Origin of the sequence: Stenotrophomonas sp., from assembly GCF_050737575.1 — a bacterium.
In the GTDB taxonomy this organism is placed as follows: Bacteria; Pseudomonadota; Gammaproteobacteria; order Xanthomonadales; family Xanthomonadaceae; genus Stenotrophomonas.
Map to the genome: position 1 here is coordinate 323,519 of NZ_JBOHXW010000005.1, position 22,277 is coordinate 345,795.

19 protein-coding genes are annotated in these 22,277 nt (G+C 64.1%); 3 read left to right on the plus strand and 16 right to left on the minus strand.

Annotation, left to right across the window (positions count from 1 at the left end; translation table 11 throughout):
• Positions 1-209 precede the first annotated feature (209 nt).
• The 5 genes from rodA to ACREP4_RS12015 form a co-directional block, all read right to left on the minus strand.
• Complete coding sequence (rodA, locus tag ACREP4_RS11995) at positions 210-1,316, minus strand: rod shape-determining protein RodA (protein WP_431596410.1); 1,107 nt, start codon at positions 1,314-1,316, stop codon at positions 210-212.
• Entirely contained in the window at positions 1,313-3,409 is a 2,097-nt protein-coding gene (mrdA, locus tag ACREP4_RS12000; RefSeq protein WP_431596476.1) for a penicillin-binding protein 2, read from the minus strand. The genes rodA and mrdA overlap by 4 nt, the downstream gene beginning before the upstream one ends.
• 2 nt (positions 3,410-3,411) lie before the next feature.
• Complete coding sequence (gene mreD / locus ACREP4_RS12005) at positions 3,412-3,897, minus strand: rod shape-determining protein MreD (protein WP_431596411.1); 486 nt, start codon at positions 3,895-3,897, stop codon at positions 3,412-3,414.
• Entirely contained in the window at positions 3,894-5,009 is a 1,116-nt protein-coding gene (gene mreC, locus ACREP4_RS12010) for a rod shape-determining protein MreC (RefSeq protein WP_431596412.1), read from the minus strand. Before mreC ends, mreD begins: the two co-directional genes overlap by 4 nt.
• Before the next feature lie 276 nt (positions 5,010-5,285).
• A complete protein-coding gene (locus tag ACREP4_RS12015; RefSeq protein ID WP_353099466.1) occupies positions 5,286-6,332 on the minus strand; it encodes a rod shape-determining protein in 1,047 nt (348 codons plus the stop codon).
• 275 nt (positions 6,333-6,607) lie between these two features.
• Here ACREP4_RS12015 and ACREP4_RS12020 point away from each other — a divergent pair, with 275 nt between their 5' ends.
• A complete protein-coding gene (locus ACREP4_RS12020; protein ID WP_431596413.1) occupies positions 6,608-7,540 on the plus strand; it encodes a carbohydrate kinase family protein in 933 nt (310 codons plus the stop codon).
• 99 nt (positions 7,541-7,639) lie between these two features.
• Here the strand turns inward: ACREP4_RS12020 and ACREP4_RS12025 are convergent, their stop codons facing one another.
• From ACREP4_RS12025 to ubiE, 4 genes are all read right to left on the minus strand, one after another.
• Positions 7,640-8,248, minus strand: coding sequence for an HAD family hydrolase (locus tag ACREP4_RS12025; protein ID WP_431596477.1), 609 nt, complete (start codon positions 8,246-8,248; stop codon positions 7,640-7,642).
• A 35-nt stretch (positions 8,249-8,283) separates the two neighbouring features.
• Positions 8,284-9,018, minus strand: a complete 735-nt coding sequence (locus tag ACREP4_RS12030) for a hypothetical protein (protein WP_431596414.1) — start codon at positions 9,016-9,018, stop codon at positions 8,284-8,286.
• Positions 9,019-9,254: 236 nt separating this feature from the next.
• Complete coding sequence (locus ACREP4_RS12035; protein ID WP_431596415.1) at positions 9,255-11,207, minus strand: M1 family metallopeptidase; 1,953 nt, start codon at positions 11,205-11,207, stop codon at positions 9,255-9,257.
• A gap of 282 nt (positions 11,208-11,489) precedes the next feature.
• Positions 11,490-12,254 (minus strand): bifunctional demethylmenaquinone methyltransferase/2-methoxy-6-polyprenyl-1,4-benzoquinol methylase UbiE, encoded by a 765-nt coding sequence (gene ubiE, locus ACREP4_RS12040; protein ID WP_431596416.1) that lies wholly within the window; start codon positions 12,252-12,254, stop codon positions 11,490-11,492.
• A 102-nt stretch (positions 12,255-12,356) separates the two neighbouring features.
• Between ubiE and ACREP4_RS12045 the strand changes: the two genes are divergently transcribed.
• A complete protein-coding gene (locus ACREP4_RS12045; RefSeq protein ID WP_431596417.1) occupies positions 12,357-12,809 on the plus strand; it encodes a nucleoside deaminase in 453 nt (150 codons plus the stop codon).
• A gap of 154 nt (positions 12,810-12,963) precedes the next feature.
• Here the strand turns inward: ACREP4_RS12045 and ACREP4_RS12050 are convergent, their stop codons facing one another.
• The 3 genes from ACREP4_RS12050 to ACREP4_RS12060 all read right to left on the minus strand — a co-directional run bounded on the left by ACREP4_RS12050 (position 12,964) and on the right by ACREP4_RS12060 (position 17,747).
• Positions 12,964-13,194: a hypothetical protein gene (locus tag ACREP4_RS12050; RefSeq protein WP_431596418.1), complete on the minus strand. Its 231-nt coding sequence runs from the start codon at positions 13,192-13,194 to the stop codon at positions 12,964-12,966.
• Positions 13,195-13,403: 209 nt separating this feature from the next.
• Positions 13,404-16,547, minus strand: coding sequence for a multidrug efflux RND transporter permease subunit SmeE (smeE, locus tag ACREP4_RS12055; protein WP_431596419.1), 3,144 nt, complete (start codon positions 16,545-16,547; stop codon positions 13,404-13,406).
• A 12-nt stretch (positions 16,548-16,559) separates the two neighbouring features.
• Positions 16,560-17,747, minus strand: coding sequence for an efflux RND transporter periplasmic adaptor subunit (locus ACREP4_RS12060; RefSeq protein WP_431596420.1), 1,188 nt, complete (start codon positions 17,745-17,747; stop codon positions 16,560-16,562).
• Between the two features lie 219 nt (positions 17,748-17,966).
• Here ACREP4_RS12060 and ACREP4_RS12065 point away from each other — a divergent pair, with 219 nt between their 5' ends.
• On the plus strand, positions 17,967-18,644 hold the full coding sequence (locus tag ACREP4_RS12065; protein ID WP_431596421.1) for a TetR family transcriptional regulator: 678 nt from the start codon (positions 17,967-17,969) through the stop codon (positions 18,642-18,644).
• Between the two features lie 181 nt (positions 18,645-18,825).
• On the opposite strand, the gene hslU is transcribed toward ACREP4_RS12065, so the two are convergent.
• From hslU to xerC, 4 genes are all read right to left on the minus strand, one after another.
• A complete protein-coding gene (gene hslU / locus ACREP4_RS12070; protein WP_431596422.1) occupies positions 18,826-20,199 on the minus strand; it encodes an ATP-dependent protease ATPase subunit HslU in 1,374 nt (457 codons plus the stop codon).
• Between the two features lie 143 nt (positions 20,200-20,342).
• Positions 20,343-20,894, minus strand: a complete 552-nt coding sequence (hslV, locus tag ACREP4_RS12075; protein WP_431596423.1) for an ATP-dependent protease subunit HslV — start codon at positions 20,892-20,894, stop codon at positions 20,343-20,345.
• 151 nt (positions 20,895-21,045) lie between these two features.
• Entirely contained in the window at positions 21,046-21,252 is a 207-nt protein-coding gene (locus tag ACREP4_RS12080; RefSeq protein ID WP_431596424.1) for a DUF3079 domain-containing protein, read from the minus strand.
• A gap of 145 nt (positions 21,253-21,397) precedes the next feature.
• Positions 21,398-22,276, minus strand: coding sequence for a tyrosine recombinase XerC (xerC, locus tag ACREP4_RS12085; RefSeq protein WP_431596425.1), 879 nt, complete (start codon positions 22,274-22,276; stop codon positions 21,398-21,400).
• Between the last annotated feature and the right edge of the window lies 1 nt (position 22,277).

A 22,277-nucleotide genomic window follows, 5' to 3' on the forward strand; every position in this document is an offset into this window, starting at 1 on the left:
GTCCAAAAAAAGAACGCCGGCCATCTCCCCATCCCACAGAGATGACCGGCGTCCTGATTGACCCTTGGGGGAACCGGGTGGCATCTCCCCACGCCAACCCGCCAAAGGCCAATCTAGCTGTCACAGCGCAATCGCAGCAGGTGACGGGCGCAATTGTGAAGAATTTGTCAACGCAAGTGTTTGATCTGGATCAACCCTTGCGCACGCGGTCAGCCGCCGTGGACGGGCCGGTGCGCACGCACGGCCATGACCAGGCCGAAACCGGCCAGCAACGACACTGCCGAGGTGCCGCCGTAGCTGATCAGCGGCATCGGCACGCCCACCACCGGCAACAGGCCGGAGATCATGCCGCCGTTGACCAGGATGTAGACGAAGAACGCCAACCCGGTGGCGCCGGCCAACAGCCGCGAATACCCATCGCGCGACTCCACCGCGATCCACAGGCAGCGGCCGATCACGAACAGATACAAGGCCAGCACGATTGCCACGCCGATCCAGCCGTACTCCTCGCTGAGCACGGAGAACGCGAAGTCGGTGGTCTGCTCGGGAATGAAGTTCAAGTGCGACTGTGAGCCCAGCCCCCAGCCCTTGCCGGTGAGCCCGCCCGAGCCAATGGCGATCTTGGACTGGATGATGTTCCAGCCCGCGCCGAGCGCATCGCTCTCCGGGTCGAGGAACATCATGATGCGGTCTTTCTGATACGGCATCAGCAGCCAGAACCAGGCCACCGGCGCAGCAGCGGCAACGCCGGCCACGCCCACGCCGACCCACCACCACGGCAGGCCGGCCAGCAGCAGCACGAACGCGCCGCTGGCCGCGATCAGCACGCCGGTGCCGAAGTCCGGCTGCAACATCACCAAGGCCGTCGGGATGCCGATGATCACGCCTGCCACCAGCACCACCGGAATGCGCGGCGGCAACGGCATGCGATTGAGGTACCAGGCCACCATCATCGGCAGGCTGACCTTGAGCAGCTCGGCCGGCTGCAGATAGAAAAAGCCCAGATTCAACCATTGCCGGCCGTACTTGCCGGTGCCCAGCACGAACACCGCCAGCAGCGGCAGCATCGAGACGGCGTAGATCATCGGCGTCCATGCGCGGATGCGCAGGATCGACATGCGCGAGATCGCCCACATCGCCACCAGACCAACCGCAAAACGCACGCCCTGGGCCATCACCAAGCCACTGCCGCCGGCGCTGTCCAGCACCGAAAGGCCAATGACCATCAACGCACACAGTGCGATCAACAATGGCCAGTCCAGGCCGCGGGTGAGCCGCTGCGCCATCTCCAGCGCCCAGCGCAGAAAGTCCCTCATCGCTGCGCCTCCAGCGGCGTGCTTACCGGTGCGGCCGGGCGCGGTGCGGTTTGCGACACCGCTGGCGCAACCACGGGCTGCGACGGCACACCCGGCTCCGGCGCGGGCGGCGGTGCGCCGACCATCACCGGCAAATCGCCCAGCGCCAGCGCTGCCTGTTCGGCGCGCGCACGCGCATTGGGATCTTCGGTATCAAATGTCGCCACGCCCACCACCACGGTGCCGCGTTCGGCATCCAGCGGCTGCAGGCCTTCGGGCATCACGCCCAGCAGCCAGGCATCAAACACTTTGCGGGCGATGGGCGCTGCCGCCGAGCCACCGTAGCCGCCGCCTTCCACTGCAATGGCGATGGCGATGGCTGGCTCTTCGGCCGGTGCGAAGCCGACAAACAGCGCGCGGTGGCGCAGGTGCATCGGCAGGCTTTTGGGGTTCAACGCGGCCGTGCCTTTGCGGCTGATGACCTGCGCAGTGCCGGTCTTGCCGGCCATGCGGTATTGCGCGCCGGACGCCACGCGCCAGCCACTGCCGCCGGGCTGCATGGTGCCCATCATGCCTTCGCGTACGGCCTGCAGATTGGCCGGATTGGGGCTGATCGGCCGGCCGGCCGGCTGCACCGTCGGGATCCAGTCGTGATCGAAACCCGCGCGCTGTTCGGTGACCAGATGCGGGCGACGCAGCTGCCCGGAGGCCAGCCCGCCAACGCCGCGCACCAACTGCAGCGGCGTTACTTTCCACAAGCCCTGGCCGATGCTGGCGTTGACCGTGTCGCCGGGATACCAGCGCTCTTTGCGCGCCTTCATCTTGGCTGCGGGTGACGGCAGGATGCCTTCGATTTCGCCGGCCAGATCGATGCCGGTCGCATGGCCGAACCCATAGCGTCCGCCCATGTATTCGTCGTACCGCTCGATGCCCATGTCGATACCGAGCTGGTAGTAGTAGGTGTTCACCGATTGCGAAATGGATTTGCGCAGGTCGGTCCAGCCGTGACCGCCACGGTTGGCATCGCCCCAGCCACGGCTGACGCCGGGCAGATAGAACATGCCGCGCGAGAGGATCTTGTCTTCCGGGCGACGCAGGCCGCTGTCCAGCCCGGCCAGGCCCAGGAACGGCTTCACCGTCGAGCCCGGCGCCACGCCACCGAGCACGAGCCGGTTGAACTGCGGCCGCGACGGGTTGTCGTTGAGGGCTCTGAAATCGGCATGCGAGATGCCGTTGACGAACAGATTCGGGTCATACGACGGCAGGCTGACCATCGCCAGGATTTCACCGGTACGCGGGTCGATCGCCACCGCCGAGCCTTCCTGCTCGCCGAAGGCCGCCACCATCACGCGCTGCAGGTCGGCGTCGATGGACAGCCGCAGGTCGGTGCCCGATTGCGCCGGCACCCGGCCGATGGTGCGGATCGCCCGCCCCTGCACATTGGTCTCGACCTGTTCGTAGCCGATCTTGCCGCGCAGCTGTTGCTCGTAAAAACGCTCCAAGCCGGATTTGCCGATATGCGTGAGCGCGGCATTGCCCTCGCCCAGTTCTTCCAGATCCTTGTCATCGACCCGGCCGACGTAACCGATGACATGCGCCAGCAGATCGCCATAGGGATAGCGGCGGGTGAGGTAAGGCTCCAGCTCCACACCCGGGTAGCGCCAACGGTCCACCGCGAAACGCGCCATCTCGTCGTCGCTGACACGCAACTTCAAGGTCACCGGCATGAAGCTGCGGCGTGCCTTGCGCGATTGCTTGAAACGCTCGATGTCCTCTTCGCTCAGCGAGAAGATCTGCTGCAGGCCGGCCAGCGTGGCAGCCATGTCCTCGACCTTGTCCGGCGTGACATCCAGACGGAACGCCGGCACGTTCTCGGCCAGCAGCCGGCCGTTGCGGTCGTAGATCAGGCCACGCCCCGGCACCACCGGCCGCGCCTTGATGCGGTTGGCTTCCGAACGCGTGGCGTAGATGTCGTGGTCCAGCACCTGCAGCTTGAAGTACCAACCGCCCAGCAATCCCAGCGTCAGCACCACGCCCAGGAAACCCAGCGCCGCACGGCGACGGAACTGCTCGGACTCCGCGTGCGCGTTCTTGGTCTGCCGCCGGTTGTACATCATCAGCGACCGCGCTTGCCCAGCCGCAGCGCATCCAGCAGCGCATACAGCGGGAGCCACAGCGCCATGCCGAGCAGCGGCGCCCACCAGTAACTCCAGGGCAGCGGCGGCTCATCGGCCAGCAGATGGATGGCCGCATCAATCACGCGGTCATTGAACAACAGCCCGCCGATGGCCAGCGCCTGTTGCGACAACGGGAAGAAGCGTAGCCGCGCGCGGAAGCGCTGCAGGATGAAGGCCATCACCACCAGCCGCAGCGCCTGCTCGCCGAGAATGCCGCCAAACATCACGTCGGCCAGCACGCCGATGCAGAAGGCAAAGCCCAGGCCGACCCGGTCGGGCGTCTCGATCACCCAAAAGGCCAACACCAGCGCCAACCAATACGGGCGCGCCGGCAGCAGCAGTTCCGGCAGCGGCACCAGCCCCAACAACAATGCCAACGCAATGCTGGCCGGCAACACCCAGCCTTTGGTGCGGGGGCGGCTCATCGGCGCAGCTCCGGCGACGCGGCAGGCGTTGCCTGTGCCGGCGTGTTTGCTGGCGGCACAACCGTGGTCGGCGCGGGTTGGCTGGTGGTGTCGGGCGACGTTGTGACTGGCACTTGATTGGGCGTGGTGGTCTGCGCTGGCGCAGGCTGCGTCACGTCAGAGGTCGGTCGGTGAGACGGCGTCAGGCCGGCGCCGGTAGCCGGCACGGCCACATCGTTCGTCGCAGCGGACTGCGGTGACGGTTCCAGCCCGGTGGTGACCGGCAACTGCGGCACGCTGGCCACCGAACGCAGCAGCAACACGTTGCGACCACGGTCGAGCTTGGCCGCCGGCTCCAGTTCGCCCACCAGGAAGGCGTGGGTGTCGTCGGGGCGCAGCTTGAGAATCTTGCCGACCGGGAAGCCGGCCGGGAATCGCCCACCGAGGCCGGAAGTGACGATGTCATCGCCCACTTCCACGCCCGCACTGAGCGGGATGTCACGCAGCTCCACACGGTCACCACGGCCGTAGGCAATCAGCCGCACGCCGTTGCGCGCCACCGTCACCGGCACCGCGTGGTCGGGGTCGGTCAGCAGCAACACGGTGGAATGACCGGGCGTCACCACGATCACCTGCCCCATCAACCCGCCGGCATCGATCACGGCCTGGCCAACGCGAACGCCGTCGCGGCTGCCTGAATCCAGCACCAGCCGCTGCTTCACCGGGTCCAGGTCGATATCCAGAATCGGCGCCAGCTGTACGTCCAGGCCGGCACGTTCGGACACGTTCAACAGTTCGCGCAGCTGGGCGTTGTCCAGCGCGGCGGTCTGCAGGCGGGTCAGGCGCGCGTTGGCGACCAGCAACTGATTGCGCAGCTCGCGGTTTTCGGTGACCAGCTGGCCGTGGCTGGCCGCGTTGTCCTTGACCGTGGCACCCAAGCGGCCCGGCAGCCCGGCCAGCGCCCAGATCGGCTGCACCACCAGCGTGGCCTGCATCCGCAGGCGCGACAGCCAGCCGCCCTGGTTGTCGAGCACGATCAAGGTGATGGCCAACGCCAGGTACGCCAGCAAGCGCAGCGTGCTGCTGGCGTCGCCCTGTCGGGAAGCTACGGGAGGACCGGCGTAAGGGGGCACGAAGTGGACACTGGGAACAGGAAACGGGAAATGGGCAATGCGGGCCGGCGAGTCCGCCGGACTTCAACGCATGCAACGGGCTGAATCGATGGAATCGATGGAGCGGGGAAAGGGCAAAAAACCGCCGGAAACGTCGAAAACCGATACTGCGTCATTCCCGCTTCCCGGCGTCCACGCCCCATTTCTGCGGCAAGCCGCAAAAGGGACTGCACGCCGGCAGGAAGGCCGAAACCAGCGTTCTCACATTCCCGGTTCCCCATTTCCCTGATCCCCGCCTCACTCCGGTGCGAAGAACTCGTTGCCGTGCATGTCCACCAGCTCCAGCGCACGACCGCCACCGCGGGCCACGCAGGTCAACGGGTCATCGGCCACCTGCACATGCAGGCCGGTTTCCTCGGAGATCAAGCGGTCCATGTCACGCAGCAGTGCGCCACCACCGGTCAGCACGATGCCGCGCTCGGCGACGTCGGCGCACAGTTCCGGCGGGGTCTGTTCCAGCGCCAGCTTGACCGCCGAGACGATGCCCGACAGCGGCTCGTGCAGGGCTTCCAGCACTTCGTTGGAGCTGATCTTGATCATCTTCGGCACACCCTCGGCGAGGTTGCGGCCGGAGATTTCCATCTCGATCACTTCCGCCTGCGGGTAGGCGCAGCCCAGCTCCACCTTGATGCGCTCGGCGGTGGCTTCACCGATCAGCATGCCGTGGTTGCGGCGCACGTAATTGGTGATCGACTCGTCGAAGCGGTCGCCGCCAATGCGCACGGAGGCCGAATAGACGATGCCGTTGAGCGAGATCACCGCCACTTCGGTGGTGCCGCCGCCGATGTCGATGACCATCGAACCGCGCGCCTCGGTGACCGGCATGCCGGCACCAATCGCAGCGGCCATCGGCTCTTCGATCAGGAACACATCACGTGCACCGGCCTCTTCGGCCGATTCCTTGATGGCGCGGCGCTCGACCTGGGTGGAGCCGGCCGGCACGCAGACCAGCACGCGCGGGCTCGGACGCAGGAAGCGCGACTTGTGCACTTTCTTGATGAAGTGCTTGAGCATCGCCTCGGTGTAGGTGAAGTCGGCGATGACGCCGTCCTTCATCGGGCGGATGGTGGTGATATGGCCCGGGGTACGGCCGAGCATCTGCTTGGCCTCGGCGCCGACGGCAGCCACCGAGCGGGTGCCACCGATGGCACGGTCCTGGCGCACCGCCACGACCGACGGTTCGTTCAGTACGATTCCCTGGCCGCGCACGTAAATAAGGGTGTTGGCCGTGCCCAGGTCAATGGACAGGTCATTGGAGAACATGCCACGCAGCTTCTTGAACATCTGGGAAGTGATCCTGACGGGTGTCGTGCCCACGCCGGTTGGCGAAAAAATGGGCAGAAATTGAGGGCGGTTAGCCTATCAACCCACCATGGCCCGAGCAAGGGAAATCCTTGTAATTTCGGGCCTCCGCGGCCATTCCCGCAGCCAACGTACAGATTCAGTTCTGGCCGTGCGCCGTTGCAGCCGGTAACCTTACGCGCTTTGGCGCCAATCGCGCCGAGCTGCCTGCGCGTGCATGGCGGCGACTTCCCCTTTTTCGCATAGGCCTGTTCGCGATGTCCGCTTTGATCTGTGGTTCCCTTGCCTTTGACACCATCATGGTGTTCCCGGACCAGTTCAAGAACCACATTCTGCCGGACAAAGTTCACATCCTGAACGTGTCGTTCCTGGTGCCGCGCATGCGTCGCGAACTGGGCGGTTGCGCAGGCAACATCGCTTACAACCTGAAGCTGCTGGGCGGCAGCCCGATCCCGATGGGCACCGTGGGCCAGGATTTCGGTCCGTACCGTGAGCACTTCGAGCGGATGGGCATCGACCTGAGCCAGGTGCGGGTGCTGGAGGACATGTTCACCCCGCAGTGCTTCATCACCACCGACCACGACAACAACCAGATCACCGCCTTCCACCCGGGCGCGATGATGCGTTCGCACGACAACCACGTGAAGGACGTGCCGGGCGTCACCTTCGGCATCGTCGCGCCGGATGGCCGCGACGGCATGATCCAGAACGCCGCCGAGTTCGTGGAATGCGGCATTCCCTTCATCTTCGATCCGGGCCAGGCGCTGCCGCTGTTCAACGGCCCGGAACTGCGTGCGTTCATCGAGCAGGCCGACTACGTCGTGGTCAACGACTACGAGTCCAACCTGCTGCAGGAACGCACCGGCTGGAGCGAAACCGACATCGTCGCCCGGACCAAGGCCTACATCACCACCCAGGGCCCGCGCGGCGCGATCATCCACACTCCGGAAAAGAGCTATGACATTCCGCCGGCGCACGAGCGCCGCGTGGTTGACCCGACCGGTTGCGGCGACGCCTTCCGCGCCGGCCTGATCTTCGGCATCGAGAAGGGCTATGACTGGCTGACCATCGGTCGCATGGGCAACCTGATGGGCGCGCTGAAGGTCGAACATCCCGGCACCCAGAACCAGCGGTTTGATTTCGCCGAGTTCAACGACCAGTTCAAGCAGCAGTTCGGCTACAGCCTCTAAGAAAAACGGCGCCTCGGCGCCGTTTTTGTTTAACCGTAGGGCCGAGCCACGCTCGGCAGAAGCTTCACCGGTAACGCCCCAGCCGAGCATGGCTCGGCTCTACCCCAACGCTGCCGCCTGCCACTGCTGCAGCAACTGTGCGCAATCGCGTAGCTGCCATTGCGCCATGCCTGGCCACGGATCATCCGGCACATTGATCAAAATCCCCGGCACGCCAGCAGCCTTCGCAGTGGCCAGGTCGTAGTAGTGATCGCCGACCATGCGCATCGCTTCTGGCGCCACCTGCCAGCGTTCAACGAAGAACTGCAGCCCGGCCGGCGACGGCTTGGGCTCAACTTCCCAGCGGCCGACGATCTCCTCCGTGGCAAAGCACTCGCCCAGACCAATCGCCGCGAGCGTCACCTGCGCCAGCTCGCGCGCATTGCGGGTGAGGATACCCAACCGGCAACCATCGGCATGCAGCGCGCGTATCAGCGCCACCGCGCCCGGCGCCGGCGTTGCCGCCAGTGCCAGTGCATGTTCGTGCTCCATCAACCACGCGTGGCGCTGTGCCGCCACCTGCGCGGGCAATGCGGCCAGATGCTCCAGGATGTCGGCCTCGGCCGGCACGCCCAGTTCGCGACGGATCAATGCGAAGTCATGCACCGGCTCGGTCAACGTGCCGTCCATGTCGAAGACCCAGTGGCGGCTGTTGCCCACGGCGTTCATGGCGGCGACGTTGGCCGCGTCGTTGAACACCCGGCTCAATCCCAGTTCGGCATCTGGCTGCCGTCCAGGCCACCGACCTCGAACACCGCCTTGCGGGTGCCGCCGGCCTTCACCGGGAACTCGATCTCGATGACCTTCGCCCGGCGCGCCTGACGCCACAAGCCACGGTTGTCGACGATGAACATGGCGATGGCTTCGTCGGTGTCCGGGCGATTGGCCGCCATGTTGCGAGCGGCGCCGCCATCCAGACTCACTTTGACCTGGCAGCTGCGGTAGCACTCCTTGGCGAAATCACTGCTCTGCAGCACCAGATACGCGTGACGCTTCCATTCGGGATGGTCGCGGAACACCAGGTTCACCTGCTTGGCCGGGCTGCCATCCACATCGACGCGATCCTTGCTGTAGATCGCCGCCGAACGCTGCGTGCCACCTTTCACCGGCACCTGGTTGTAGTTCCACAAGGCCTGCATGCGGCGCAGTTCGCGCGCGGTTTCAGCCTTTGCTTTCACTTCGGCAAAGCCTGGCTCGATGCGCTTGAACGTTTCCGAATCCGGGTATTGATCCAACAACGCGGCGCCGTGGATGCGTGCCTTCTCCCAATCGCCCCCGTTGATGGCCGCGTCGTACAGCTTGCCAATGCCTTCGGCGTCGGCTTCACGCTGGGCGCGCTCCTGTGCAGCAATGGCTTCCTGCTGTTGACGCTCGGCTTCGGGATTGCCGCAGGCGGCGAGCGCGACGACGCACAACGCGCCAAGGATCAAAGGTTTCATCAGGCAGCTCCATGGAAACGGGCGCGACGCCGTGGCCGCGCGACGGCGTCCACTTTAACAACATGGGGATTGGGGAATCGATGCGTCATGGTCTGCTTTGCTCTGGGCTTTGTTTTTGGCTATGGCTTTGCTCTTAAGCCGTCATTCCCGCGCAGGCGGGGCGAGGCAAAACACGACGACACAAACAACAACGGCGGGCTTGCGCCCGCCGTTGTTCTGTTTCGCGCTCTGGCCGATTACTGCTTCGGCGCAGCGTCCTGCTTCGGTGCGGCTTCAGCCTTGGCGATCATGTCTTCCACCGAGGCGGTAGTGATCGGGTGGTAACCCGGCTTGGCCTTGGCGAACACGTCCTTGGCGAAGGCCAGACCTTCCGGCGTCTTCAGCAGTTCGGCGTAGATCGGCAGCACCAGCTTGCGACGGCCAACGGTCTGGATGAACTCACCCGCAGCGGCCTGTGCATCGGTGTAACCGCTGCGGATCGCCAGCGGATACCAGCGCATGGCGATTTCGCCATTCGGCGTACCGGTGAAGTGATAGGCCTTGTCCAGCTGCGCCATCTTTTCCAGCGGCAGGGTCTGGCCCAGGCCATCGATGAAGCGCACCCATTCCTGCGTGCCCCACTCGCTGGTCACCTGCTTGTTCGGCACCTCCGGGCTGCCCAGGAAGGCGATGCGCGCGGTGTCAACCACGGCGAAGTTACGCGAGCGCGCCTTCGTGGCGAACGCCGGGATGCCCGACTCTTCCAACCATGCCTTCAGCTCAGCCTCGGTCACTGCGGTCGGGTTCTTCGGCAGCAGATTCTTCTGCATGTAAGCGACGAACTGGTCGGTGTTGGCGCTCTGGAAGGCATGGTCGTTGAACCAGCCACGCAGGAACGGATCAAACACCGCACGACCAAAACGCTGCTCCAGGAACTGCAGGAACCATGCGCCCTTGACGTAGGCCACGTTGCTCAGCGCTTCGTCCGGGTCACGCTCGTTGAGCGGCGGCAGTGCCAGCGCCTGGTCGGCCGGGCTCATGTCCTTCACTTCATTGAGCAGATCGGTCTGGTCGATCTCACGCTCCATCTCGGCCATTTCCGTGCCGTACAGCGCCTCGGTGATGCGGCCCTGCACATAAGTGGTGAAGCCTTCGTTGAGCCAGATGTCCTTCCAGCTCGCATTGGTCACCAGGTTGCCGGACCAGCTATGCGCCAGTTCGTGCGCGACCAGCGACACCAGCGACTTGTCGCCAACGATCACGGTCGGGGTGGCGAAGGTCAGGCGCGGGTTTTCCATGCCACCGAACGGGAACGACGGCGGCAGCACCAGCATGTCGTAACGGCCCCAGCGGTATTCGCCGTAGAGATTCTCGGCCGCGCCGATCATCTTCTCGGTGTCCTCGAACTCCTTGGTGGCCTTGCCAACCATGGTCGGCTCGGCCCACACGCCGGAACGCTCGGAGATCGGCTCGAACACCAGATCACCGGCAGCGATGGCCAGCAGATAGGACGGAATCGGCTGCGGCATCTTGAAGGCGTAATCGCCATCACGCGCGGCCTTGGGATCGTTGTCGGCGCTCATCAGCACCATCACGTCCGGGCGGCTGGTCACATGCGCGCTATAGGTGAAGCGAACGCTCGGTGTGTCCTGCAACGGCACCCACGAACGTGCGTGGATGGCCTGCGACTGGCTGAACATGAAGGGCAGCTTCTTGCCCTCGGTCATCGACGGCTCCAGCCACTGCAGGCCGGAGGCGGTCGGCGCGGTGTGGTACGTGATGCGCACGGTGGCCGGCTGCTGCGGCGTTTCAATGCTCAGCTTGCTGCCGAACACCTTGTCGGCCGGGGCCAGAACAAACTGCAGCGGCGAGACGGCGCCATCGGCGGCAACGGCTTCGATCTTTTCAACGGTCAGCTCGCGCGTGTCCAGCAGCAGCTGCGTGGCCGCCTTGTCCTTCCACTCCAGCGTGTAGGTGGCGGTGCCGCCGATCTGCTTGGCGTCGAAATCGACCTTCAGATCCAGCGCCAGGTCCTTGATGACCACCTTGTCCGGCTCGGCGTAGGAGCTTTCATCGTGGCTGCGGCTAACGGAATTCACGGCGGCGGCAGGCTTCTGGGCGACGGGGTCGACGGTAGGCGCAGCGGGTTCTTTGGCGCAACCGGCGACAAGCGCCACGGCCAGGGGCAGCATCAGGAACGAAGAACGCATCAGAATGGAACCAGTTCAGGGAACAGCCGCCGATTTTAAACCCGAAAGGCCGCGGCGAATGCGGCGGTGCGACATCCGCCGCGTCGGGAGGCTTTGAAACCTGTCGGAATAGCTGAAGTCATCATCCCCGCCTTCGCGGGAATGACGGCGCCAAGAGCAAAGAACAAAAACCAAAACCCGAAGCTCGAGGCCCGAGGCCCGGGGCCAAAAGCCCAAATCATCACTCCCACATACGAAAAGAGCGGCCAATGGCCGCCCTTTCCTCTACACACCCACCCAACCTCAGAGCTTGTAGCCGGAGTGGATCGAAACGATGCCAGCGCTCAGGTTCTTGTAATGGCAGCGGCCGAAACCGGCCTCGGTCATCATCGCCTTCAGCGCTTCCTGCGGCGGATGCTTGCGGATGCTCTCGGCCAGGTACTGGTAGCTGTCGCCGTCGCCACGCGCGAACAGCTTGCCCAGCTTCGGCAGCACCTTGAACGAATGGAAGTCGTAGATCGGCTTGAACCAGTCCAGCGTGACTTCCGAGAACTCCAGCACGCGCGCCTGGCCACCGACCTTCAGCACGCGGTACATCTCACGCAGTGCGGCGTCCTTGTCGGTCACGTTGCGCAGGCCGAAGGAGATGGTGACCAGATCAAAACTCTGGTCCGGGAACGGCAGCGCTTCGGCGTTGCACTGCACCCAGTCAAAGCCGGACACATGGCCGCGGTTGATCAGCCGGTCACGGCCCACCGACAGCATGCCGGCGTTGATGTCACCCAGCACCACACTGCCTTCATCGCCCAGGCGCTCTTTCAGCAGCACTGCGATGTCGCCGGTGCCACCAGCCAGATCCAGCGCGCGGTCGCCCGGCTTCACCTGTGCGGTCGCCACGAAGTAGCGCTTCCACAACCGATGAATGCCGAGGCTCATCAAGTCGTTCATCAGGTCGTAGTTGTCGGCCACGGAGGTGAACACCTGGCCGACAAGCTTCTGCTTGTCCTTGGCCGGTACATCGCGGAAGCCGAAGTGGGTGGTGCCGCTCTTGTAGGGGGATTCGCTCATGCCGGCAATTATCGCACCGCAGGCGCGCAACGTCGCCGGTGCGACCAAACGCCGCAGCTATCATGGCCGCTGCCGGCGCGCCCTGCGCCATGAGGACCCCGCATGATCACCACGCCTGACTACCGCGCCCTGCTCGAAACCGCCATCACCGAAGCCCGCCAGGGCCTGGCCGAAGGCGGCATTCCGATCGGTGCGGCGCTGTATCACAACGATGGCCGCCTGCTCGGCTGCGGCCACAACCGCCGCATCCAGGAGGATGACCCGTCCATCCACGGCGAAACCGACGCCTTCCGCAAGGCCGGCCGCCAGCGCGGTTACCGCAACACCATCATGGTCACCACGCTGGCCCCGTGCTGGTACTGCAGCGGGCTGGTGCGCCAGTTCAACATCGGCACCGTGGTGGTGGGCGAATCGGTCAGCTTCGGTGGCGGCATCGACTGGTTGCGCGAGGCCGGGGTCAACATCATCGACCTGAACGACGCCCGCTGCATCGAGATGATGGGACGCTACATCGCGGAGAACCCCGACATCTGGAATGAAGACATCGGCGAGTGACAAAAATGACCGGGGCCTGACCTGTTTCATTCCAAAATGAGACATCTGCAACGAAATAGTAAGACCGCCGCGTTATGCTCCAAGGCACAGGGGGCTCTGCCATGGAGGTGAAGTGATGCAAGTCACGCCCAATCAGCACCGCAGTCGTCGGTCACTACAGGAAGCCAGTCACCGTTTGCGGAGGCACTACGACCGTTACCGGAGTTCCGCGCCATTCTGGGACGCCTACCAGCAGGTGCAACGCGAGCTGGTAGCTGCTTTTCCCGAACACCAGGCCGAGTTGTGCAATCGCCTCGCCGTTTTCGCGCAGCGTCTCGGCGCCGTGGAGAAAGCCCAGTTGCTGGAAACCGCGGATCTGGAACGATGACCGCGCGGTCAGCAGCACGAACGAAAACGCCGGGGCCCGCCTCGGCGTTTTCGTTTTTGAAGCTGGGCCGCCATCGCAATCCGTAGCGCCGGGCCACGGTCGGCAAGCGCCGTACTGCTAGCCGCTCGACGAACCGCTGCCCTGTCTCTACATCTCCGCCGCGACAAACGCCGCAAAAGAAAACGCCGGGCAATGCCCGGCGTTTTCAGTATTGCCGACGCTGCACGTTACTGCGGCAGGTCGCCATTGTTGGCCAGCTGCTTGCGGTTGAACAGGCGCTGCACCACCACGAAGAACAGCGGGATGAAGAACAGGCCCAGCAAGGTGCCGACCACCATGCCGCCCAACACGCCGGTACCGATGGCGCGCTGCGCACCCGAACCTGCGCCGGACGCGATCGCCAGCGGCAACACGCCCAAGCCGAACGCCAGCGAGGTCATGATGATCGGACGCAGACGGTCGCGTACCGCATGCATCGTCGCCTCGATCACGCCCGCGCCCTTCTCCAGATGTTCCTTGGCGAACTCCACGATCAGAATCGCGTTCTTCGAGGTCAAGCCCACCGTGGTCAACATCGCCACCTGGAAGTACACGTCGCGCTCCATGCCGCGCATGGTGTTGGCAAGCACCGCACCGAGGATGCCCAACGGTGCAACCATCAGCACCGAGGTCGGCACCGACCAGCTTTCGTACAGGGCCGCCAGACACAGGAACACGATCAGCAGCGACAGCGTGTACAACAGCGGCGTCTGCGAACCGGCTTCGCGTTCCTGATACGACACGGCGGTCCACTCGACGCTGAAGCCTGCCGGCAGATTCTTGGCCAGCTTTTCCACTTCCAGCATCGCGTCACCCGAGGCCACGCCCGGTGCGGCTTCGCCCTGGATTTCCAGTGCCGACACGCCGTTGTAACGCTCCAGACGCGGCGAGCCGTAATCCCAACGCTGGCTGGCGAAGGCCGAGAACGGCACCATCTCGCCGACGTTGTTCTTCACCGTCCACAGGTTGAAGTCTTCCGGATTCATGCGGAAGCCGTCATCGGCCTGCACATACACGCGCTTCACGCGGCCACGGTCGATGAAGTCATCGATGTAGCTCGAACCCCACGCCGTCGCCAGCGTGCTGTTGATCGTGTCCAGCGACAGACCATGCGCACCGGCCTTGGCCACGTCGATATCCAGACGCAGCTGCGGGGTGTCGTCCAGACCATTGGGACGCACGTTGGCCAGCAGCTTGCTTTCACCGGCCATGCCCAGCAGCTGGTTACGCGCATTGACCAACGCTTCGTGGCCCTGCCCGGCGTTGTCCTTCAGGAAGAACGAGTAACCCGACGCAATACCCAGCTCCGGCATGGCCGGCGGCGGGAAGGCGAAGATGAAGGCGTCCTTGATCTGGCTCAGCGCCGCCATCGCGCGGCCGGTGATCGGGCCAACGCCCTGGTCCGGCGTGCGCTCGCTCCAATCCTTGAGCTTGACGAAGGCCATGCCCGAGTTCTGGCCCATGCCCGAGAAGCTGAAGCCCTGCACCGAGAACACCGACTCAACCGCGTCCTTTTCATTGTTGAGGAAGTGGTCTTCCAGCTTGTAGATCGACTCCAGCGTGCGCTCCTGCGTGGCACCGACCGGTGCCTGCACCAGCGCCATCAGGATGCCCTGATCTTCGTTGGGCAGGAACGAGCTGGGCAGGCGCGCGAACAACACGCCCATCACCACCGCCAACGCCAGGAACACCGTCATGAAGCGGCCCGGGCGGGCGAGAATGCCGCGCACGCCGCGCTGATAGGTGCCGCTGGTGCGATCAAAGCCGTTGTTGAACCAATTGAAGAAGCGGCCCGAGATACCCGTGTGTGCAACGTGATGCTCGCCCTTCTTCAGCGGCTTGAGCATGGTGGCGCACAGCGCCGGGGTCAGCACGATGGCGACCAGCACCGACAGCGCCATCGCCGACACAATCGTCGCTGAGAACTGTCGATAGATAACGCCGGTGGAGCCGCTCATGAAGGCCATCGGCACGAATACCGCCGACAGCACCAGGCCGATGCCGACCAAGGCGCCGGTGATCTGGCTCATCGACTTGCGCGTGGCTTCCAGCGGCGACAGCCCTTCCTCGGACATGATGCGCTCGACGTTCTCCACCACCACGATGGCGTCATCGACCAATAGACCGATCGCCAGCACCATCGCGAACATGGTGAGCATGTTGATGGAGAAACCCAGCACCGACAGGATGCCGAAGGTACCCAGCAACACCACCGGTACGGCGATGGTCGGAATCAACGTGGCGCGGAAGTTCTGCAGGAACAGGTACATCACCACGAACACCAGCACGATGGCCTCAAGCAGCGTCTTGACCACGCCCTTGATCGAGACCTTCACGAACGGCGTGGTGTCGTACGGGATCACCGCGTCCAAGCCGGCCGGGAAGTTGGCCTTCAGGTCTTCCAGCGTCTTGCTCACGCCCTCGGCCGTTTCCAGCGCGTTGGCGCCGGTGGCCAGGGTGACGGCCAGACCCGAAGCCGGCTTGCCGTTGTAGCGGGTCACGAAGTCGTAGGTTTCCGCGCCCAGTTCAACGCGCGCCACATCGCCCAACGTCAGCGTGGAGCCGTCGCTTTCGGTACGCAGCACGATGTTGCGGAACTGCTCCGGCGTCTGCAGGCGGTCCTGCGCATTGATGGTGGCGTTGAGCTGCTGGCCCTTGATGGCCGGTGCACCGCCCAACTGGCCGACTGCAACCTGCGCGTTCTGCGCCCTGACCGAGGCGGTGACCTCGTCAACGGACACCTTGTAGGTCTGCAGCTTGTTCGGATCCAGCCAGATGCGCATGGCGTACTTGCCACCGAACACCTGGATGCTGCCCACGCCCGGCACGCGGCTGAGCGGATCAACGACATTGGAGCCGACGTAATCGGAAATGTCGTTCTCGTCCATGCTGCCGTCTTCGGACACAAAGCCGATGACGTTGAGGAAGCCGGAACTGGACTTGGCAACGTTGATGCCCTGGCGCTGTACTTCCTGCGGCAGCAACGGCATCGCCAGCTGCAGCTTGTTCTGCACCTGCACCTGGGCGATGTCCGAATCGGTTCCGCTTTCAAAGGTCAGGGTGATGCTGGCCTGGCCGTTGGAGGAACTGTTGGACGAGAAGTACATCAGGCCATCCAGGCCTTTCATGTTCTGCTCGATGATCTGCGTCACCGAGTCTTCGACCACCTTGGCCGAAGCACCCGGATAGTTTGCCGAGATCGACACCGCAGGCGGTGCCACTTCCGGATACATGGAGATCGGCAGCTTGAGCATGGCCAATGCGCCGGCCAGCATGATGATGATGGCGATGACCCACGCAAAGATGGGTCGGTCGATAAAGAAACGTGCCATGTAGTTCTCCGCTTACTGCGTGTCAGCCGGCGCCGCCGCAGGCGCGGCAGCAGCAGGCTTGGCGGATTCGGCACCCTTCTCGGTGGCTTGTACCGGCATGCCCGGGCCGATCTTCTGCAGGCCTTCGACGATGACCTTGTCGCCGGCCTTCAAGCCACTTTCGACCAGCCACTTGTCGCCGATGGAACGACTGACCGTGACCGGACGCACCGCGACCTTGCCTTCGGCATCGATCACCATCGCGCTGGTGTCACCCTTCGGGTCACGCGCGATGCCCTGCATCGGCACCAGCAGTGCATTCGGGCGCACGCCACTGCCCAGCACGGCGCGCACGAACATGCCGGGCATCAACACCTGCTCGGGGTTCTCCACGCGGACACGCAGGCCATAGCTGCCGGTGGACGGATCCACGCTGACTTCGGAGAACTCCAGCTTGCCCTTGTGCGCGAAGGTGCTGCCGTCTTCCAGCAGAATGTCCACCGGCAGTTCGGATGCGCCTTCCAGGCGGCCTTCAGCCAGCTCACGGCGCAGCTGCAGCAGCTCGGCCGAGGACTGGGTGACATCGATATAGATCGGATCAAGCTGGTTGATCGTCGCCAGCGCCGCTGCCTGACCGGCACTGACCAGTGCGCCCTGGGTAACCGAGGACTTGCCGATCTGGCCGCTGATGGGCGCGGTGATGCGGGCATAGCCCAGCGTCACGTTGGCCGCATCCAGCGAGGCGCGCGCGGCCAGCACATCGGCTTCGGCCTGCTTCCAGGTGGCCTGTGCGTTTTCGTCGTCCTGCACGCTGATCACCTTGCTCTTGACCAACTCGGCACTGCGACGCGCTGCCAGACGCGCGGCATTGGCCGTGGCTTCGGCCCGCGCCAGCTGTGCGCGGGCGCTGTTGGCCTGCGCGCGGTACGCCGCATCATCCAACTGATACAGCGGCTGGCCTTCCTTCACCAAGGTGCCTTCGGTGAACAAGCGCTTGGCAACAATGCCGCTCACCTGCGGGCGCACTTCAGCCACCTGATAACTGTTGGCACGGCCGGCCAGTTCGCGCGTCAGCGTGACCGACTCCGGCTTCAAGGTGACCACGGTGACCTGCCCCGGACCGCCCTGTGGAGGTGCTTCACCGCCGCCCTTACACGCGACGAGCGCAACGGTTAAGGCGAGAGAAAGCGCGAGAACACGGCAATTGCTGATTCGGGACATGAGAAGGCTCGAAAGGAAAAATGACGCTCGCAGAAGGCGGCAGGCAACCATCCAGCTGCCAGGAACTGTGTCCATACGGTACGGGTACAGCCGTAGGGCTGCCACCGAAAAACACAGTGAACCCCTCCTGCAAAGCAAGCGGCGGAAATATACATACATGCACGGATGTTTGTAAACGACTACACTTCGGGCCGGTTCATCCAGCATTTGCACAACGCAATGGCCAGAAAAACCAAAGAAGAGGCGCAAGCCACCCGCGAAGGCATCCTCGATGCGGCCTTGGCGTGCTTCCACGAAACAGGCGTGGCCAGCACCTCGCTGGCGGCCATTGGCGAGCGCGCCGGGTATTCGCGGGGCGCGGTGTACTGGCACTTCAAGAACAAGACCGAAGTGCTCGAAGGCATCATCAATCGCGAGCGCATCCCGTTCATCAAGCGTCTGCACCGCACCTACTCGCCCCATCGCGACACACCGGTGCTGGACCTGCGTTCGGCGATGTTGGTGTCGGTAAGTGAGCTGGCCAACGAGCCACGGCTGCGCAACATGATGGAAATCATGCTGCGCAACGATCTGTCCGCTGAAAGCCAGGCCATGCAGAAGCTGCAGCACGACAGCCTGGACGAGGAGCTGTCGATCTTCCGCCGCGTGCTGGAGCGCGCACAGGCACTGGGACAACTGCGCGACAACGTGGACGCCGGCACGGCCGCGCGCATCCTGTATGCCGGCCTTACCGGCGTGCTCTACAGCGCAATGATGGAGCCCAAGCATTTCGAGCTGGAGCGCGACAATCTGGAAACGATGGACGCGCTGCTCTCCTATTACGTGAAGCCGGGCGTGTTCACCCCGGGCGACCCGCCGTCGCCGCTGCCCGAACCCGATCCCGACGAAGCGGATTGAGTGCGGGCGTGAGTACGTAGAAGCACACAGCGCGGTAGTGCCGAGCCATGCTCGGCAAGGGACTTCACCGGTAGCGCTTCCTGCCGAGCATGGCTCGGCACTACCAACCTTCCGACGTTCAAACAAAAAAAAAGCGGCAGCACCGGAGTGCTGCCGCTCGCGCCAATCAGGCACGCAGAAATTACAGGATGTAGCGGCTCAGATCCGGGTCCTTCACCAGCTCACCCAAATGCTTGTCCACATAGGCGCGGTCGATGCTGATGGTTTCGCCATCACGATCCGGCGCTTCGTAGCTGAGCGAATCCAGCAAACGCTCCAGCACCGTGTGCAGACGACGCGCACCAATGTTCTCCTGCCGCTCGTTCACCTGGAACGCGATCTCGGCCAGGCGATCCACTGCATCCGCAGTAAAGCTCACCTTGACGCCTTCGGTCGCCAGCAGCGCTTCGTACTGTTTGGTCAACGCCGCCTTCGGCTCGGTGAGGATGCGCACGAAATCTTCCTTGCTCAACGCGCCCAGTTCCACACGGATCGGGAAGCGGCCCTGCAACTCGGGAATCAAGTCGCTCGGCTTGGCCAGGTGGAACGCACCGGAGGCGATGAACAGAATGTGGTCGGTTTTCACCGTGCCGTACTTGGTGGACACGTTGGAGCCTTCCACCAGCGGCAGCAGATCGCGCTGCACGCCTTCGCGCGACACATCACCGCCGCCGACGTTGTCACCGCGCTTGGCGACCTTGTCGATCTCGTCGATGAAGACGATGCCGTGCTGTTCGCAGGCTTCGATTGCCGCGCTGCGGACGTCGTCCTCGTTGACCAGCTTTGCGGCCTCTTCCTCGATCAACAGCGGACGCGCGGCCTTGATGGTCAGCGTGCGCTTGTTCGACTTTGCGGAACCGAGGTTGGCGAACATGGACTTCAGCTGCTGGCCCATTTCTTCCATGCCCGGCGGGGTCATGATGTCCATGCTGACGTTGGCAGCGACGTCCAGTTCGATCTCGCGCTCGTCCAACTCGCCTGCGCGCAGCATGCGGCGGAACTTGATGCGGGTTTCGTTATCAGCGGCCGATGGCTCGTTGCGTGCCGCCTCGGCGTCAAAGCCGATGCCCACACTGCGACGCGGCAGCAGCGCATCCAGGATGCGGTCTTCGGCCTTTTCTTCGGCCTGCGTGCGCACCCGCACCTTGGCCTGCTCGCGGTACAGCTTGACCGCGGTGTCGGCCAGATCACGGATGATCTGCTCCACGTCCTTGCCGACATAGCCGACCTCGGTGAAGCGCGTGGCTTCGACCTTCACGAACGGCGCATTGGCCAGCGTGGCCAGGCGACGCGCGATCTCGGTCTTGCCGACACCGGTCGGGCCGATCATCAGAATGTTTTTCGGCATCACTTCGTTGCGCAGCTCAGCGGGCAGCTGCATGCGGCGCCAGCGGTTGCGCAGCGCGATGGCGACCGCGCGCTTGGCGTCGTGCTGGCCAACGATGTGGCGGTCCAGCTCCTGCACGATTTCGCGCGGCGTCATGCTGGCGGAAGAGGTTTCGATCTTGAGCGTCATGGGATTCAACAACCGGAAAGTGGGAATGGGGGTGGAAAGCAGGGATCAGGATTCGGGGAACCGGGAATGAATGCTCCCGTCTACGGAAGGAAGCCAGCGCCGGGAAAGATTCACTCCGCGCTCGCTATTCCCCGCGCCGCGCCTTACAGCTCTTCGACCACCACATTCTTGTTGGTGTAGATGCAGATGCCACCGGCGATGTTGATCGCTTCGGTCGCCACGGTTTTTGCATCCAGCTCGGTATGCGCCAGCAGCGCACGCGCCGCACTCAGTGCGTAGGAACCGCCGGAACCGATGGCGATGATGCCGTCCTCCGGCTCGATCACATCACCGGTGCCGCTGATGATCAGCGAGGTTTCCTTGTCGGCGACGGCAAGCAAGGCTTCGAGCTTGCCGAGGCGGCGCTCGGTGCGCCAATCCTTGGCCAGCTCCACTGCGGCGCGGGTCAGCTGGCCGTGCTTTTCGAGCTTGGCTTCAAACAACTCAAACAGGGTGAAGGCGTCGGCAGCGGCACCGGCAAAACCGGCCAGCACCTGGCCATCACGACCGAGCCGGCGCACTTTGCGTGCATTGCCCTTCATCACCGTGTGGCCCAGCGTGACCTGGCCGTCACCGGCAATCGCCACATGCTCGCCGCGACGAACGCAGCAGATGGTGGTGGCGTGGAAAACATTCGGGTTCTGACTGGGGTCCATACGGCCTCCGGGATACTGTTCAACGGTAATGGGGCCGACAAACGTCGGCATCAAGCCTCCCCCCTACCCCGTCACCGACAGCCCGCGTTCAGCCAAACAGCAACGTCGTGCCGAGCCGTGCTCGGCAGAAGCGTTCCCGGCAACACCCAGCCTACGGCTTGAGCTTGGCGTGACTGGGCCGATCAGCTTCAGGCTCGATGCCCCACGCCACATACCAGTCCTCGCCCTGTGTTTCGATCGGGTGCAACGTGCGCCCGGAGCCATTGCCGCAGGCCAACGCGTCCGTCGCGCAATAGCGATCACAGCCCCAGCAGATGCGCTCGGGGTGCTTGGGCTTGAGCGGGAATGGTTTGGCCATTTGAATGCCTCCGCGGTGAATTCCCACGATGCGCCCGCAACCATGCGGCCGCCCTGATGGAAATCAAATTCCGCGCATTCACCTGCCGGCAATTCAGCTGACCGCAACCGACCGGCTCGCTCGACACACAACCGCCGCGCCTGAATCAGGACTTCCGCTTCGCGCGCGGATGCGTGGCGTCGTACACCTTGGCCAGGTGCTGGAAATCCAGATGCGTATAGATCTGCGTGGTGGCGATGTCGGCGTGGCCAAGCAACTCCTGCACGCCGCGCAGATCACCCGAGGATTCCAGAATGTGGCTGGCAAAACTGTGCCGCAGCATGTGCGGATGGACGTGCTTGAACAGCCCTTGCCGCTGCGCCAGCTGCTTGATGCGGATCTGCACCGCACGCTGTGTGATCGGCCCACCGGCGCGGCCTGGAAACACCGGCTTGTCGTTGCCGCCACCGCTGTCCTTGCGCCACTCCTGCAGCGCGTTCAACGCATGCGTACCGACCGGAACGCTGCGCTCGCGATTGCCTTTGCCATGCACCAACACCAAGCCGCTGGCCATATCCAGATCGCGCCAATGCAGGGCGCACAACTCGCTCAAACGCAGGCCCGAGGAATAGAACAGTTCCAGCAGCGCGCGGTCGCGCAGGCCCAGTGGCGCATCGGTGGGCAGCTCGACCAGCTGCACCGCTTCATCGGCGTCCAGCACCTGCGGCAGTTTGCGCGGTGCCTTGGGCGCACGCAGCCCGGCGGCGGGGCTGATGTCGATGACGTTGTTCTTCAGCAACCACGCATAGAAGCTGCGGCAGGCAGACAGCCGGCGTTGCAGACTCTTGGCCGCCAATCCGCGCCGATGCTCGGCCGCAATGAAGTCACGCAACTGGTCGCCTGCGACGGTCTGCGGATCGGCAATCTCGTTGCCTTCGCACCACAGCGACAACGCCGCAAGGTCGCGCTGATACGCATCGAGCGTATGCGCCGACATGCGTCGCTCGACCTGCAGGTAGGACAGGAATTTCTGGACGGCGTTCATC

Coding starts and splice junctions, on each gene's coding strand:
- rodA (WP_431596410.1), bottom strand. CDS start 1,316: ATGAGGGACTTTCTGCGCTGGGCGCTGGAGATGGCGCAGCGGCTCACC.
- mrdA (WP_431596476.1), bottom strand. CDS start 3,409: ATGTACAACCGGCGGCAGACCAAGAACGCGCACGCGGAGTCCGAGCAG.
- mreD (WP_431596411.1), bottom strand. CDS start 3,897: ATGAGCCGCCCCCGCACCAAAGGCTGGGTGTTGCCGGCCAGCATTGCG.
- ACREP4_RS12015 (WP_353099466.1), bottom strand. CDS start 6,332: ATGTTCAAGAAGCTGCGTGGCATGTTCTCCAATGACCTGTCCATTGAC.
- ACREP4_RS12020 (WP_431596413.1), top strand. CDS start 6,608: ATGTCCGCTTTGATCTGTGGTTCCCTTGCCTTTGACACCATCATGGTG.
- ACREP4_RS12025 (WP_431596477.1), bottom strand. CDS start 8,248: ATGAACGCCGTGGGCAACAGCCGCCACTGGGTCTTCGACATGGACGGC.
- ACREP4_RS12030 (WP_431596414.1), bottom strand. CDS start 9,018: ATGAAACCTTTGATCCTTGGCGCGTTGTGCGTCGTCGCGCTCGCCGCC.
- ACREP4_RS12035 (WP_431596415.1), bottom strand. CDS start 11,207: ATGCGTTCTTCGTTCCTGATGCTGCCCCTGGCCGTGGCGCTTGTCGCC.
- ubiE (WP_431596416.1), bottom strand. CDS start 12,254: ATGAGCGAATCCCCCTACAAGAGCGGCACCACCCACTTCGGCTTCCGC.
- ACREP4_RS12045 (WP_431596417.1), top strand. CDS start 12,357: ATGATCACCACGCCTGACTACCGCGCCCTGCTCGAAACCGCCATCACC.
- smeE (WP_431596419.1), bottom strand. CDS start 16,547: ATGGCACGTTTCTTTATCGACCGACCCATCTTTGCGTGGGTCATCGCC.
- ACREP4_RS12060 (WP_431596420.1), bottom strand. CDS start 17,747: ATGTCCCGAATCAGCAATTGCCGTGTTCTCGCGCTTTCTCTCGCCTTA.
- ACREP4_RS12065 (WP_431596421.1), top strand. CDS start 17,967: ATGGCCAGAAAAACCAAAGAAGAGGCGCAAGCCACCCGCGAAGGCATC.
- hslU (WP_431596422.1), bottom strand. CDS start 20,199: ATGACGCTCAAGATCGAAACCTCTTCCGCCAGCATGACGCCGCGCGAA.
- hslV (WP_431596423.1), bottom strand. CDS start 20,894: ATGGACCCCAGTCAGAACCCGAATGTTTTCCACGCCACCACCATCTGC.
- ACREP4_RS12080 (WP_431596424.1), bottom strand. CDS start 21,252: ATGGCCAAACCATTCCCGCTCAAGCCCAAGCACCCCGAGCGCATCTGC.
- xerC (WP_431596425.1), bottom strand. CDS start 22,276: ATGAACGCCGTCCAGAAATTCCTGTCCTACCTGCAGGTCGAGCGACGC.